This window comes from Brevibacillus sp. MER 51 (assembly GCF_023714195.1).
In the GTDB taxonomy this organism is placed as follows: Bacteria; Bacillota; Bacilli; order Brevibacillales; family Brevibacillaceae; genus Brevibacillus.
Map to the genome: position 1 here is coordinate 265,053 of NZ_JAMAUS010000006.1, position 14,526 is coordinate 279,578.

Annotated in this window: 13 protein-coding genes; 12 read left to right on the top strand and 1 reads right to left on the bottom strand. The window is 46.3% G+C overall.

Annotation, left to right across the window (positions count from 1 at the left end):
* The first annotated feature begins 127 nt into the window (after positions 1-127).
* From spoIID to M3630_RS15380, 12 genes are all read left to right on the top strand, one after another.
* Positions 128-1,144, top strand: a complete 1,017-nt coding sequence (spoIID, locus tag M3630_RS15325; protein ID WP_251252638.1) for a stage II sporulation protein D — start codon at positions 128-130, stop codon at positions 1,142-1,144.
* 87 nt (positions 1,145-1,231) lie between these two features.
* Positions 1,232-1,966 carry a M23 family metallopeptidase gene (locus tag M3630_RS15330; protein ID WP_251252639.1) on the top strand — a complete coding sequence of 245 codons (735 nt, stop codon included), beginning with the start codon at positions 1,232-1,234 and terminating at the stop codon, positions 1,964-1,966.
* 180 nt (positions 1,967-2,146) lie between these two features.
* Positions 2,147-2,431: a sporulation transcriptional regulator SpoIIID gene (gene spoIIID / locus M3630_RS15335; RefSeq protein ID WP_003388385.1), complete on the top strand. Its 285-nt coding sequence runs from the start codon at positions 2,147-2,149 to the stop codon at positions 2,429-2,431.
* Between the two features lie 81 nt (positions 2,432-2,512).
* Positions 2,513-3,529 carry a rod shape-determining protein gene (gene mreB, locus M3630_RS15340; RefSeq protein ID WP_069850976.1) on the top strand — a complete coding sequence of 339 codons (1,017 nt, stop codon included), beginning with the start codon at positions 2,513-2,515 and terminating at the stop codon, positions 3,527-3,529.
* 7 nt (positions 3,530-3,536) lie between these two features.
* Positions 3,537-4,526: a flagellar hook-basal body protein gene (locus M3630_RS15345; RefSeq protein ID WP_251252640.1), complete on the top strand. Its 990-nt coding sequence runs from the start codon at positions 3,537-3,539 to the stop codon at positions 4,524-4,526.
* A gap of 15 nt (positions 4,527-4,541) precedes the next feature.
* Positions 4,542-5,375 (top strand): flagellar hook-basal body protein, encoded by an 834-nt coding sequence (locus M3630_RS15350; RefSeq protein ID WP_251252641.1) that lies wholly within the window; start codon positions 4,542-4,544, stop codon positions 5,373-5,375.
* Between the two features lie 35 nt (positions 5,376-5,410).
* Positions 5,411-5,665: a DNA-directed RNA polymerase subunit beta gene (locus tag M3630_RS15355; protein ID WP_173610485.1), complete on the top strand. Its 255-nt coding sequence runs from the start codon at positions 5,411-5,413 to the stop codon at positions 5,663-5,665.
* A 130-nt stretch (positions 5,666-5,795) separates the two neighbouring features.
* A complete protein-coding gene (locus M3630_RS15360; protein ID WP_137032012.1) occupies positions 5,796-6,317 on the top strand; it encodes a CDP-alcohol phosphatidyltransferase family protein in 522 nt (173 codons plus the stop codon).
* Between the two features lie 168 nt (positions 6,318-6,485).
* Positions 6,486-6,944 carry a 3-hydroxyacyl-ACP dehydratase FabZ gene (gene fabZ / locus M3630_RS15365; protein WP_173605649.1) on the top strand — a complete coding sequence of 153 codons (459 nt, stop codon included), beginning with the start codon at positions 6,486-6,488 and terminating at the stop codon, positions 6,942-6,944.
* Between the two features lie 124 nt (positions 6,945-7,068).
* Positions 7,069-7,806, top strand: coding sequence for a WecB/TagA/CpsF family glycosyltransferase (locus M3630_RS15370; RefSeq protein WP_048035063.1), 738 nt, complete (start codon positions 7,069-7,071; stop codon positions 7,804-7,806).
* Positions 7,807-7,833: 27 nt separating this feature from the next.
* Positions 7,834-8,934: a glycosyltransferase family 4 protein gene (locus tag M3630_RS15375; protein ID WP_173610486.1), complete on the top strand. Its 1,101-nt coding sequence runs from the start codon at positions 7,834-7,836 to the stop codon at positions 8,932-8,934.
* A 173-nt stretch (positions 8,935-9,107) separates the two neighbouring features.
* A complete protein-coding gene (locus tag M3630_RS15380) occupies positions 9,108-13,613 on the top strand; it encodes an S-layer homology domain-containing protein (RefSeq protein ID WP_251252642.1) in 4,506 nt (1,501 codons plus the stop codon).
* A gap of 76 nt (positions 13,614-13,689) precedes the next feature.
* Here the strand turns inward: M3630_RS15380 and M3630_RS15385 are convergent, their stop codons facing one another.
* The gene (locus tag M3630_RS15385) at positions 13,690-14,349 is read right to left on the bottom strand and encodes a YigZ family protein (RefSeq protein WP_251252643.1); all 660 of its coding nucleotides are present in this window, start codon (positions 14,347-14,349) and stop codon (positions 13,690-13,692) included.
* Positions 14,350-14,526: the final 177 nt, after the last annotated feature.

Below are 14,526 nucleotides of genomic sequence, written 5' to 3' on the forward strand. Positions count from 1 at the left end.
AGGGGGTCTTTTTTTCGTTCTCTCGACTCTCTCATTCTCTCGTTCTACCGCTCTGTTACTGAACATAGACTTTAGTAGGTTATTTAAGACTTTTCGTGTCTAGTACGTAACGGGGAGGATCTCTTGCATGAAACGCTATCTACTCATGTGCTTTATCGCTTTGCCGATCTTGCTCGTCCTGATGCCTGCTGCTCTGGTCTTTTGGTTTTCACCAGCAATAAGCCCTGTCAGTCAGCCTACTGTGGCCGTCTCGGAGCCTGCCATACCAGCGATGAAGGAATCCGCTTCCTCTCTGCCGGTAAAGGTGTACCGTACAGAAAAAAAGACTGTGGAAACATTGCCGCTAGAAACGTATATTACGGGAGTCGTAGCGGCAGAAATGCCAGCCGAGTTTGAGCTGGAGGCTTTAAAAGCACAGGCGTTGGCGGCCAGAACCTATATCGTGCGCCGATTAAAAGAGGGCAAGTTTGATGATGTTCCCTCAGGCGGGCAGGTCTTGGATACGGTGCAGCATCAAGTCTATATGGATGAAGTGCAACGGCGTGAGCGTTGGGGAGACCAGTACGAATGGAAAAACAAACGCATCCAGCAAGCAGTGATGGCAACAGCAGGGATTATCCTGACCTACCAGAACGAGCCCATTGACGCGACGTTCTTTTCCACCAGTAATGGATTTACAGAGAACTCGGATGAATACTGGGAAAAGCCCATTCCTTATTTGAAGAGCGTTGCGAGTCCGTGGGATATTCAATCTCCTCGCTATGAGGAAACGGTCGTCATGTCCACGGTGGAGCTAGAAAAGAATTTGGGCGTCAAGCTCACACAGGAGGCTTCTACCAATGGTTCCTGGTATCGGATCGAATCGCGTACAACCGGAAATCGCGTAGGAACCATCAGCATTGGCGGCAAGGAGTTTACAGGAAGAGAGTTTCGTGAAAAGCTCAATTTGAATTCTTCTTCCTTTACGTTGGACTTGCGCGGCAATCAGGTATTCATTACGACCAAAGGGTACGGTCATGGTGTCGGGATGAGCCAGTGGGGAGCAAATGGAATGGCCAAAAGCGGCAAAAGCGCGGAGCAAATCGTCAAACACTTCTATCAAGGAATTAGTCTGCAAGAGTATAAAAGGGTCATCCCAGCTTAAAAGCGATGCAAATTTTTACTTTTCCCTACTCTCTCAGGTTTATACGCCAAAATTCTGGCGATACTGAGGGATGAGGTGATGAATAAAATGGAAGATCAAAAAAATCAAAATCAACCGATTCCATTCAAGAAGGCAAGTTCTTGGAAAAAAGTTTTGGGCAAGAAATGGGCGTTTCCTGCAATCTACATCGGCACCGCAGCAATCATTCTCGCTTTTGTGATGTGGTATCAGGGCAATGTCATGGACACGGTATCCAAAATGACGAATGGCACAGATGGCGTGGCAGTGACAACTCCTGCAGCTCCTGAGGCGACTACACCACAAAACGAAGAAGCAGTACCTGCTACAAGTGGCGTACAACCACTCGCTTGGCCAGTTGGAAAAGGCGTACAGTACAATGTAGGCATGAACTACTACGATGAGAAAGCCTCCAAGGAGAGTCAGCAAAAAGCATTGGTGAGCTTTGACAACTCCTTCTATCCGCACACAGGTATTGACCTCGTATCCACGGATGGCAAGGGCTTTGATGTCGTCGCGGCTCTTGCGGGCAAAGTGGTAAAAGTGGTGAACGATCCACTTGTCGGCAACGAGATTGAGATTGAGCACGCAGACAAAATGATTACGGTCTATCAAAGTCTGGAGAGCGTAACAGTCAAACCAGGCGATGAAGTGACACAAGGTCAAGTAATCGGGTCTGCTGGACGCAACACCTTTGAAAAAGACGCTGGCGCACATCTTCACTTCGAAGTTCGCATCGATAAAAAGCCTGTCAATCCAGAGCAATACTTGATTCAGGCTGATACGGAAGTAAAAAATCAATAACCAATGAATGTAGAAAAACACCTGCAAAATACAACAATTGCGGGTGTTTTTTTGCGTGTAGTACAAACTGTTGAAAAAAGATGCGGCCGTGCTGGCTTGTCAGGCTTGGAAACGTAGAATATGTGTCCCTACGCACCCATATATTGTATCAGACAATGTAGATACAAGGAGGCGAGTAATGTGCACGACTACATCAAAGAGCGGACCATCAAAATTGGCCGATATATTGTAGAGACAAGAAATACGGTTCGGATGATCGCCAAAGAGTTCGGTGTTTCGAAAAGTACTGTGCACAAGGACTTGACTGAGCGGCTGCCTGAGATAAATCCAGAGTTGGCGAACCAGGTTAAGGAAATTTTGGAATATCACAAAGCCATCAGACATCTTCGGGGGGGCGAAGCGACCAAAATCAAGTACAAACGTCGTAGTAAAAAAGTACGAGTAGAACAGGAGGAGAGTGTGTAAGAAAGAATTTCCTTGTCCTCTCACGTAGAAGAGCCTATGATATTAGGTAGAAATGTAACTGGTAATCAGGGAGGACCTTTCATGTTTGGCAAAGATATCGGAATCGACTTGGGCACGGCCAATGTCTTGGTTTTTGTAAAAGGCAAGGGAATTGTCCTAGACGAACCATCTGTCGTGGCAATAGATAGTAAAACCAGAAAAGTTTTGGCCGTGGGAAATGAAGCCTATCGCATGGTAGGCCGCACCCCAGGGAATATCGTAGCGATCCGACCTTTGCGAGAAGGGGTTATCGCGGATTTTGAAATCACAGAGGCCATGCTGAAGCACTTCTTAAACAAAATTGGTGGGAAGAGCATGTTTGCCCGACCGCGAATTTTGATTTGCTGCCCAACCAACATCACCTCTGTTGAGCAAAAGGCCATTCGCGAAGCAGCTGAGCGCAGCGGTGGAGCAAGAGAAGTATTTATCGAAGAAGAGCCGAAAGTTGCCGCAGTTGGGGCAGGTATGGACATTTTTCAGCCGTCCGGAAATATGGTAGTGGACATCGGTGGGGGAACGACCGATGTAGCGGTATTGTCGATGGGCGACATTGTCACGTCTTCCTCCATTAAAATAGCAGGCGATACATTCGATGTGGCTATTATGCGTTACATAAAAAATAAATACAAATTGCTGATTGGAGAGCGTACGGCTGAAGATATCAAGGTTCAGATTGGAACCGTATCCGGCGGACGCCAGGACGAAATGGACATTCGGGGTCGAGACATGGTAAGCGGCTTGCCGCAAACGATTACCATTCGCTCCACGGAAGTCCAGGAAGCCCTGGCTGAGTCGGTGAGTGCGATTGTACAAGCTTCAAAATCTGTTTTAGAACGAACACCTCCGGAGCTTTCTGCCGATATAATTGATAAGGGTGTTTTCCTGACCGGTGGCGGCGCATTATTGCACGGTATTGACGAGATTCTGGCAGAGGAGCTGAAGGTTCCTGTGCTGGTAGCGGACGAGCCAATGATGTGTGTTGCAAAAGGAACAGGAATGATGCTGGACTATTTGGACAAGATGCCGGCTCACTCGAATAAGCGATTATTCAGGGGGTAAGATTTAAGTGATCAGAGGCTTGTATACGTCTGCATCTGGCATGCTGGCTTTGCAGAACAGGCAAGAATCGCTGGCGAACAATTTAGCAAATATCAATACACCCGGGTTCAAACAGGACGTGGGTGTCATGCGCGCATTTCCGGAGCAATTGCTCTCGCGCATGAATGATCATGAGGGACTGGATGTTCCGGGCATCCCTACTATGCCTGGGCAGCCTGCCATTATCGGGCGTCTGAACACAGGGGTATACATGGCGGAGGCGCTGCCGAATTTTGCGCAGGGGGATATTGAAGAGACACGCAATCCATATGATATTGCGTTGCTGGACAATATTCAGCCAGATCAGGATGGCAATGAGCGGCGATTGTTTTACAGTGTGGCGCGGATTGAACAAGCGGATTTGGCACAGCCAGTACAGCAAGAGGATGTCCGCTATACGAGAAATGGTAACTGGAGCGTGAATTCGGACGGGTACCTGGTGACAGCGGAAGGATATTATGTGCTGGATAGCTCTAATCAGGCGATTCGAATCAACCATGATCCCGCACTCGGAACCAATGTCGGTCAAAACCTGAAAATTTCCGAGCGTGGCGAATTGATGCAAGTTACCATTGATCCAATCACCAAAGCAGAACAGTATACGGCGCTTCCTACTCATGCTAGATTGGGACTTGCAGTGGTAACCGATCCGCTAAAGCTTGTACGTGAAGGAACGAATGTTTTCCGATTTGAAGGCGATATACCAGTGGAAGGGATCGATTTGGCAGAAGCCAACGATCAGGCTGCTATAGCAGCTGGTACGTACAATACCCCTATGGTCGCAGGACGTTTCGGTACACAACAGGGCTGGCGTGAACGGTCGAATGTAGACCCAGCTCAAACCATGACGAGTATGATGAGTGTGCTTCGCGCCTATGAAGCGAACCAACGGGTAATTACCACGATTGACGGTACGCTGGACAAGGCTGCTAATGAAATTGGTCGGGTTAATGGATAATAGGAGGTAGGAAGGATGCAGTCGCTTAATATTTCCACATCAGCTATGCGCGGTATTCAGCAAGCGTTGGACAATACAGCCAACAACCTGTCGAACATTGATACGATTGGGTACAAGCGCAGGGTAGCATCGTTTTCCGAGCTTCTCACAGACTCAATGAATGAGCAGCCGGCAGCGGATAACCAAAATCGCAATACACCAGTGGGGATAAGAATCGGTAGTGGAGCGCATCTTGCCATGACCAAGCTGGATCTCGGTCAAGGCAGTCTCAAGCAGACAGGTGTGCCAACAGATGTTTTGATTGAAGGAGATGGCTATTTTTTGGTCACTCGTAAAATCAAAGATGCGAGTAACACCACCGTGGATGAAGAAAGTCGCTTTACGCGTAATGGTTCTTTTAAGCTGTCTTATGATGATGATGACAAGGGATACGTACTGCACACCACGTCTGGCCATATTTTGACAGACGAAAATGGTGCGAATATCGTATTCCCGGAGCCAGTCAAAAACATCTCGATTTCCCCTGATGGTACTTTCAGTGCGGACGGAATGCCGGCACCTGTAAAAATTGGTGTATGGAATGTAGAGAACCCTGATCAGCTAAAGCAAGTCGGTGAGAATCTGTTTGATGCCGAATTGGCTTTCGGGGCAGGACCGCAAAGTAAATACACCAGTGCATATGATGATGGTGTAACATTGCGCCAAGGTGCTCTCGAGTCATCAAACGTCAGCATGACAGAAGAAATGTCCCAACTGGTGAACATCCAGCGTGCGTATCAATTGAACTCACGCGCAATTGGCATCAGTGATCAAATGATGGGTATTGCGAACCAATTGAGAAGCAGATAAAGCTATATAAATTCAACATGACGGAGGAGAGGAGCATGGAACAAGGGAAGAGCAAACGTTTCCCGCGTCAGACCGAAGAGGTTAAGTCAAAAGCAAGAGAGCGGGAACGGAGCGGCAAAAATTGGCGACTGAGAGTTGCCAAGATGGTGCTGGTCCCACTCCTGCTGTTTTTCTCTCTGGTCGTTGGTCTGATGATCGGATACGGTGGAGTTGGCAAGAAGCCAATGTCTGAAGTATTCGATCCAGGAACCTACAAACATATGTGGGATTTAATGTTTGAGGATACGTAAAAATGAAGCTGGACAAGCCCGAACCTTTGGTTGGGGCTCCTATTTTTTCGGGGACTTGTTGTGGTGTTTGTCCACAGAGTATAATAGGTCGAGTGGTTGAAAAAGGAAGTGACGATTTGAATACGGAGGGATGTCCGTGAATCTTCCTAATTTGCTTACGATCTTTCGCATCGTGCTCATCCCTTTGTACCTGTATGTCTTTTTTTCGGAGTTTCCGTATCATGTTGAAATCGCTTTAGGCATTTTGATTTTGGCGGGAGTGACCGATATTGCGGACGGGTACATCGCGCGGAAGCATAAGCTTGTGACCACCATCGGAATGATGTTAGATCCTCTGGCAGATAAATTAATGATGCTGGCGGTCATCGCCTCATTATTTTTGACGGATCGAATCAGTGTATGGGCCGCCTTGTTTTTCTTTGTGCGCGATCTGGCCATGATAGTAACAGGAGCTGTTTATCATTTCCGTGGCAAAAAAACTGTCCCGGCTAATGCCTATGGCAAGCTGACAACCGTTCTTTTGTATCTGGTCATTCCGCTCGTTATGTACCGTTACGAGTACAGTGAAGCGATACTTTGGTCGGTTATAGCGTTCTCATTTATTGCGAGTGCGATTTATCTGGCAAAGGCTCGACTGTTGAACCGCATGTAAGGGTTCAAGTTGAAAAAGAGCACTTCCGCTTTGGGGAGGAAGTGCCCCTTTTATCTTAACCCCGCTTGTCCGTTTTACTGGGGCGGGAGTTATGTATATTGTTTCGTTGGTTAAAGGGTATTCATGCATAGACAAGTCTAGTTAAGTATGGAAATGGAGCGATACATAATGGAAATCAAAGCGCCTTTGGATATTATGCAAATTCAGGAAATCATTCCACACCGTTACCCGTTTTTGTTGATAGACAAAATTGAAGAGCTGGAGTTAGGAAAAAGAGCAGTTGGAATTAAAAATGTCACGGTAAATGAACCGTTTTTCCAAGGGCATTTTCCTGGTTATCCAGTCATGCCTGGCGTCCTTATTGTGGAAGCATTGGCACAGGTTGGGGCAGTAGCGATGCTCAGCATGGAGGAACATCAAGGAAAAATCGGACTGTTTGCAGGCATTGATGAATTCCGTTTCAAAGATCAGGTGAAGCCGGGAGACACGCTGGTACTAGAGGTTGAGCTTACTCGTGTACGTGGAACCGTCGGCAAAGGGCATGGCAGAGCACTGGTAAATGGAAAAGTAGTAGCAGAGGGCGGATTAATGTTTGCCCTGACGGCAGGAAATAAGGCACATTCATGATCATCTTGAATGTGCCTTTCTTTTCGGGTAGAATGGCTAATGGGCAACTCCATCCATGAGAAGGTAGTTTAAAAAGCCGTCTTTTTAAACATTCATTTACTAACAAGCACTTGAAGGTGAAGAAATGACCAAACAGGTCGCAACCATATTAGATGTGCCATTTACGACTCGCGGTTTTCGTGAGACTGTCGATCATATAACAGAGCGCATACAAAGCGGTCAAAAGACCCACGTGGTGACAGCCAATCCGGAAATCGTCATGGTAGCGAGAGAGAATCGCGCTTTCCGTTCTATTGTAGAACAAGCCTATGTCGTTCCAGATGGAATTGGAATCGTGTACGCTGCCAAATGGACGAATCAGCCAATTTATGAGCGCGTTACCGGTGTGGAGCTTCTGGAAGCGCTCATGGCGAAAGCCGATCAACATCAGTGGGGCGTGTATTTACTCGGCGCCAAGCCGGATGTCATTCATTTGGCAAAAGACAAACTGAGTGCTCGTTATCCGAACGCCCGAATCGTCGGATGTCGGGATGGCTATTTTCGCCCAGAGGAAGAAACTCAAATTGTACAAGAAATTGCCGAAGCGAAACCACAGCTCCTGTTCGTCGCACTGGGTGCGCCCAGACAAGATGAATGGATGGCGAAGTATCGCGATCAGTTAAATGCCTCCCTGATGATGGGGGTAGGCGGCAGCTTTGACGTCATTTCCGGGAAAGTAAAGCGCGCTCCCGAGATTTGGCAAAAACTGCATTTGGAATGGTTTTATCGACTTGCTTCTGAGCCTTCACGCTGGAAGCGTCAACTGGCTATTCCTCGGTTTGTTCTAACCGTACTGAAAGAAAAATGGAGTAGCCGTTCCTAGATGCATCCGTAGAGAGGAGAACAGTCGATGTCTACACTAATCCTCGGATTTCTGACTTCGCTGATCATATCGTTTATTGCTACACCGTATGTAAAAAACCTGGCTGTAAAAGTAGGAGCTGTGGATGCTCCGAACCAGCGCAAAGTACACACGCGAATCATGCCACGTATGGGTGGCTTGGCGATTTATATCGGTTATCTGGTTGCGTTCTTCCTATTTGTCCCGCATACAACCATGTCAGAAATGCTGGGAATTTTCATCGGAAGTACGATTGTTATGGTCGTGGGCATGCTCGATGACAAATACCAACTCTCGCCAAAATGGAAGCTGCTTGGCCAGCTAGTCGCAACAGCGATTGTCGTCATTCCTTTTGGCTTGAAGATTGGCGTCGTGAATCTACCGTATAGCGGGAGCATTGATTTCAGCAGTGGCTGGCTTTTCTGGCTGGCGATTCCGATCACAATGTTTTGGATTGTCGGGGTAACGAATGCGGTGAACCTGATTGACGGTCTCGATGGACTGTCGGCAGGTGTATCAGCAATTGCTGCAGGGACAATGGGTGTCATGGCCTTGTTGATGGATGATTACAAGGTAGCGACCTACTGTTTCGTGCTCCTTGGAGCGATCCTGGGCTTTCTCTACTTTAATTTTCATCCGGCTCGTCTGTTTATGGGCGACACCGGTTCGCTTTTCTTGGGCTTCAACCTGGCTGCACTATCGATCATGGGCTTTAAAGAAGCGTTGTTCGTTTCCTTTATCATTCCAATCGTCGTGCTGGGTGTACCGCTCTGGGATACGTTCTTCGCCATCGTGCGCAGGATCGTGAACAAAAAGCCGATTTCGAGCCCAGACAAAGGGCATTTACATCACTGCTTGCTAAACATGGGTCTGTCGCACCGCTCGACTGTACTCACAATTTACTCGATCAGCATTTTCTTCGGGACGATGGCGATCCTGCTGACGAAGACGACGAAGTGGACTACGATTATTGTCATGGTCGCGCTGCTGATAGCCATTCATCTTGGAACGGAGATCGTTGGACTCGTTAGCCGCCGTCACCGTCCGTTGATTAACGCTTACAGACGGATCAAAATAAAACAGACCGAGCAACAGCGTCGGACGAATTAGAAATACAAAGAACCCTAGCATTTAATGGTGCTAGGGCTTTTTTTCGCCAAAATTTAGGGGGAAACACTTAAGTGAAGAATGGAATTGTCCGATAAAGATAGGGAGAATTACATTGTCCCATTACAAGTGTGGGACACATAAGAGGCTTCAAAAACAAACGGAGAGGTGAAAATATGAACAAGTCCTATCAACAATTCCGTCGTTGGCTGGTCATGTGCCTGACAATGATGCTGATTGTTACAGGTATGTTGCCAGCAGTGCCAGCTTCTGCGGCGCTGGGTTCCAACTGGGTAGGTTTCCAGACACTACCTGACTATGTTGTGACACCGACACCACCTAATGGCGATGGTAAAAGTTATAGCACGCCGATCAAGACCCTAAGCAAACTGGTCCATGGAGTCGAGCTTACTTACACCGATAGCACCAAAAATGGTCAAGGTGTAGACGTTTTAATTGATAATGTCGTGTTTCCGAATAATCAATTGTTCGTAGGCAACAAAATTACACTGCCAGATTTTTATTTGAACAGCAGTGGAGCAGTGACCAAAGTTACAGTGAGGCCAAAAGTAACGGCCAATACAACGAATGATACAGCAGAGATTTTCTTTCAGTACACACCAAAACCTTCTGCTCCAGGAGAAGGTCCGCTAAAATTTGATAACGGCGGAGCGGGTAAGCATCAAAGTACCCCTATAAAGGTAACAAATCGAACAGTAACGAATTTGAAATACGAATATACTGTTTCAGATAAATTGGATAAAACACGGGCTGTAGAGGTTCAAGTAAACGGCATAACCGTTAGAACTGTAACTGGTTCTTCTGGAGGTATCTTGCCAGATATCGATCTATCTCCTGGACTGAATGCAATTCAGTTGTTTGCGTCGAATACAGGAGAGCGTGCTATTGTTTATTACGAGTACAACTCGCAGAACAGCCCAATCTCCATTACTAACTTCTCTGGAGGAACGACAGCCTATACCCCAGTGATTTATGGAGACTCTACGATAACCTTGGTTGGGACGTATGGCAGTGGAGTAACTGGGAGCAGCTTGCGACTGAAGCTGATCACGAACAACGGCACTTCCATTCAAGACTTGGCCAATACTGCGCCAGCGATTAATGGCAGCAACTTTACATTTAGCAACATCGGCTTGAAACCAGGTCTGAATCAGATCGCTTTCTATGAAAAAGTAGGAAACGTAACAAAAGAGCACTACCAGTTCTATGTTCAATACAACAACACACCACTTGTCAGTGACTTGAAAGTAAATGACACACCGCTGAACGATCCGAATGTCAACACTAGTCCAACTTATATCACGGTTCCATCACTCAACCGTCTGAATTTGAATATGGACGGGAAAGCGCTCAATGCGGATACTGTTGAAGTGAAAAATATGCGTACAGGCGATGTGGTCAAAACGCAGGTAAACCGCACGGGATCTTTTGGATTGAGTGTTCCATCCCAACTTGGCGAAAATACCTTGGAGATCAGGGTCTTTAACCAAAATAAAGAGGTAGGGACTTTTGTCCGAAAGCTCTTGGTAACGACAACATCATCCGGAAGCTCTGATCAGTTTTACAAAGTAACGTTAGGGGGAGTAGCACTTCTGCCTAACCAGCAATCGACGATATCAGGTCCAGCTTCATCCCCAGAGATGGCGTTGAATGGCTCGGCGCTGTTGAAGTTTGTAGATATTACAAATGAGCAGAAGTTCCAAGAATTCAAGATTACGATTTCTGATGGCAGTAACAAATATGAGTACAAGTCTGCTGAGGGGGTAGGCTTCAAGGAGATCGGCAACCCGCAAAGCGGATTTACGGAATATGCGGTAGATATGGCGAAGGTACCTGCAGGAATCTTTAAGGACGGTAAAACGTATAAGTTATCCTTGAGCTATCAATACCTGTCAAAGGCTTCAGATAATACCGTATCGTCTCCATCGGGCTTTATAAATGTCGCGAACTACGAGTATGAATTCAAATACTTGGATAACTCCAAGCCAAACATTTCACAAGTGATAAATTTGGCAAACGCACAAGTATTGTCTCCGACGGCTACAAATATCATTGTGACTTCACCGTTGGAGTTGAAGGCGGTCACGCAAAATATTCCAACTCCTGATAATTCAACCATTACGTATAACGGGCAGAAGTTGACTTCTGGAGTTGACTATGTAATTACGTCAGCTACTGATGAATTTACACTTACTTTGAAAAAGCTGCCACAGGGTCAGGGTAAATTAGTAATTGGATATCCTGGTGGAACAGGTTCAGCTACTTACACCCTGGATATTCGCATTACTCCATTTGCTCAAATCACCTATGTAGATGCAACAGGACAGGTGCGTAGCTTTGAAGATGGATATCAAGTAAAAAGTGAGAATGATATCCGAAATCTCGACGGGAAAGTGTACAACTATGTTTTGAAGTCAAGTAACATTGAGGCAACCTTAAATGGTTCGAAAATCGATATTAGTGCTGGTATCGATACAACCAAGGGTACGTTCCTTATCCCTAAAAATCTGCTCGGTTACAAAAAAGGTAACAACGTCCTGAAAATTACCTTGAAAGACGATCCACAAACAGTATTCACCTATAATGTTTCTTACAACTCATCCAAGACGCCATCTGTAGAGGATGTGAAGCTGGAGATCATCTCCAATGGTGATACTGAAGAGTTGACCAAGAAAGCTGGAGATGCATCTTATAAGACAGGTGCCAACTTCTTGACCAACTTGAGCTTTACTGTAAATGATGCAACACATGTCTACATTGAAAAGAACGGAAAACGTATCAACGATTTCCGCTACAAGAGTGGAGATTGGGAACAAGATACGACAAACCAGGAATACGTAAAAGCGCGCCTGGAAGCATCGTTGAATAATGATTTGGAAGACTTGTTTGATGAGCACAACATTGATTCGCAGTCCCGTTCCCGATTTGAAGGGAAGATGACCACGAAGAAATACGGCGATCTTGTTGAAGAAGTGCAAGATGCTGTGACTGATGCCAAAGAACAAGAACAGAAACTGGCCCTTTTCCCTCTGACTTTGAAAAAGGGTGGAACAACGGTCTACACCATCGTAGCTGAAGATGACAATGGCACTGTCATTCGCTATGACATCAACATCGATCAGAAATATTCCAGCTGGGAAGTTTTGTCCCCAGTAAAAGCAAAAGAAAACGATCCATACGTTATCGTAAATAGCAACAGTGCAGTTGTGAAAGTGTTTGCGGAAAATGCGGACAAAGTATTGTTTGGCAAAACAGAGGCAAAAGTATCCAATACAAGCAACCCTGACTTCTATTACGATGACGATCAAGGGAAAACAATCCCTGAGACTTACTATGTATTTACATCTACAGTTCCACTTAAAAAAGGTCTAAACACAATTAAATTCTCGGTTGTGGTAGGCGATAGCACCTATAAAGACGAAATCAAGATTTACAATGCGAGTTCGACTGTAAATGGTGCAGAATATCGTGATGTATTAGGGAAGAAAACTACTTTCAGCGTATTTGATAAGCAATTTGAGTTGAAGTTCCCGAAAGGTACCGTATTGCTGTCACCAGATGACAGCCGTGCTGGTCAAGAAGTGAAGAATCCTAACGGAGATATTTTTGTCGATGTACCTCTATACTTCGGTATGGCAGACAGGACAACAGGACAAATAAACATCGACGAGGATAATCTGGAAGAACGACTGGTTCTGGAAGCTAACTTTAACTATGCAAGTCCTCTGTACTATGTAGATGCAGGTGATACAGAAGCCCCGGGTGGTCGTGATCCATACTTCGATGAAGGCGATGCGGAAGACTTCAAGAGTCGTTGGCAAGACAATCTGGTTCCTAGCCTTCGCGGTACAATTACCATCAAATACGATCCATCCATTGTAAACGCAGCGAATAACATCCTGACCGTTTTCTATCACAATGGGGATGAATGGAAAAATATTAGTGGCGTAGTGAGTACAAGCAAAAAGACTGTTACCGTACCGTTTGCTGGTTTTGGTTATTACATGGTCATGAAAACGAGAGAAACATACGATGATGTCATTGGACATGATTTCGCTCGTGATGCAATTGAGACGCTGTACGCCAAAGGCATCATGCCAGCATACAGTGGAAGCAGCTTTGGGGCAAACCGTGACATGACACGCGGCGAATTTGCGACGATGCTGGTCAAAGCGATGGATTTGCCAATTAACGCTGGACCATATCGGGATAGCAACGAGCGTGATCCGTTAGAACCGACCTTTACGGATGTTCGTCCGAATCGCGATTCGTGGGATTATGAGTACAAATACATTGAGACGGCTGCTCGGGCTGGAATTATTCGTGGAAAACAACCAGGGTACTTCCGTCCAGATGAAAATCTTACTCGCGAAGAAGCTGCAATCATGATCGCACGTGCGCTTAATCTCAAATTGGGCACACTCGATGCTTCCAAGCTGGCGTTGAACAAAATGTTCTCAGATGCCAAAGATGTTAGCTACTATGCAGCTCCATCCGTACTTGCTGTCAGTAAGGCGAAACTGATGAACGGCGAAATAGATAATCCAGGTGAGAAAAAGTCAACCTACAGCTTCAAACCAACAAACAACCTGACTCGTGCTGAGATGGCTGTCATCACTATTCGTGTGATGGTCCAACTCAAAAAACTGCCTAAGCAGTAAGCCGAGATATTTCGCCATATATAATAGAAGAAAAGCTGAAGAGGTCATCGCCTCTTCAGCTTTTTTCATGGAGAAACTACTCTTCTTCTACATCGCCAACCGCGTCTACAGGAACCTCCACATATTCCTTTTCCCCCAGCAAGATTTGAGCTTGTCCATTCGTCAAATCAACCATCCCTGCGACAAACTCATCCTGTTCACCCTCAGGGATCAGCACATGCGCAGTCACCTTGTCTGTAAAATCCGTACCACTCACGCGATGTTCGCCTAGGCGCAGCTCGTTTTCCACCTTGCCCCACCAGGTATAGTCCACGCTGACAGAGACCGTCTGATGCAGCGTGTGCACCACGATCTTCGCAGCCTTCAATGCAGTGACTGTTCCAGCTGTATAAGCCCGAACAAGTCCACCAGCCCCAAGCTTGATTCCGCCGAAATAGCGAGTGACGACCACGACCGTATCCTTCACGCCGTTTTTCTTGATGCACTCCAGGATCGGCTTGCCTGCCGTACCGCTAGGCTCTCCGTCATCACTCGAGCGCTGAATCTGATCGTTTTCGCCGATGACAAAAGCAGAACAGTTATGAGTAGCGTCCCAGTGCTTCTTTTTGATCATCGCGATAAATGCTGTCGCTTCTTCCTCAGTGGTAACCCGCTGGGCATATCCGATAAAACGGGAGCGCTCAATAACGATATAGTCCTCACCGTAGCCAGCGATGGTTTTGTATTGGGTAAGCATCGTACAATCACCTCAAGAAAAGGATAGCATGCCAAAGAAATGTTGGCGAACATTGAAATGTTTTTGACACATAATCGTAGTACTCTATGTGGTGCTTGTGGAATAAAAAAGGAAAGGGAGGAGTTCCTTATGATTCCCTTATGAAAATGCTGGTATGGCATAATTTTGCGTGTGAGA

Bases quoted from the DNA above. Each gene is read 5' to 3' on its own strand.
- M3630_RS15375 (WP_173610486.1), top strand. From the start codon at position 7,834: ATGTCTACACTAATCCTCGGATTTCTGACTTCGCTGATCATATCGTTT.
- M3630_RS15385 (WP_251252643.1), bottom strand. From the start codon at position 14,349: ATGCTTACCCAATACAAAACCATCGCTGGCTACGGTGAGGACTATATC.
- M3630_RS15360 (WP_137032012.1), top strand. From the start codon at position 5,796: ATGTCCGTGAATCTTCCTAATTTGCTTACGATCTTTCGCATCGTGCTC.
- M3630_RS15380 (WP_251252642.1), top strand. From the start codon at position 9,108: ATGAACAAGTCCTATCAACAATTCCGTCGTTGGCTGGTCATGTGCCTG.
- M3630_RS15350 (WP_251252641.1), top strand. From the start codon at position 4,542: ATGCAGTCGCTTAATATTTCCACATCAGCTATGCGCGGTATTCAGCAA.
- mreB (WP_069850976.1), top strand. From the start codon at position 2,513: ATGTTTGGCAAAGATATCGGAATCGACTTGGGCACGGCCAATGTCTTG.
- fabZ (WP_173605649.1), top strand. From the start codon at position 6,486: ATGGAAATCAAAGCGCCTTTGGATATTATGCAAATTCAGGAAATCATT.
- M3630_RS15355 (WP_173610485.1), top strand. From the start codon at position 5,411: ATGGAACAAGGGAAGAGCAAACGTTTCCCGCGTCAGACCGAAGAGGTT.
- M3630_RS15370 (WP_048035063.1), top strand. From the start codon at position 7,069: ATGACCAAACAGGTCGCAACCATATTAGATGTGCCATTTACGACTCGC.
- M3630_RS15330 (WP_251252639.1), top strand. From the start codon at position 1,232: ATGGAAGATCAAAAAAATCAAAATCAACCGATTCCATTCAAGAAGGCA.
- spoIID (WP_251252638.1), top strand. From the start codon at position 128: ATGAAACGCTATCTACTCATGTGCTTTATCGCTTTGCCGATCTTGCTC.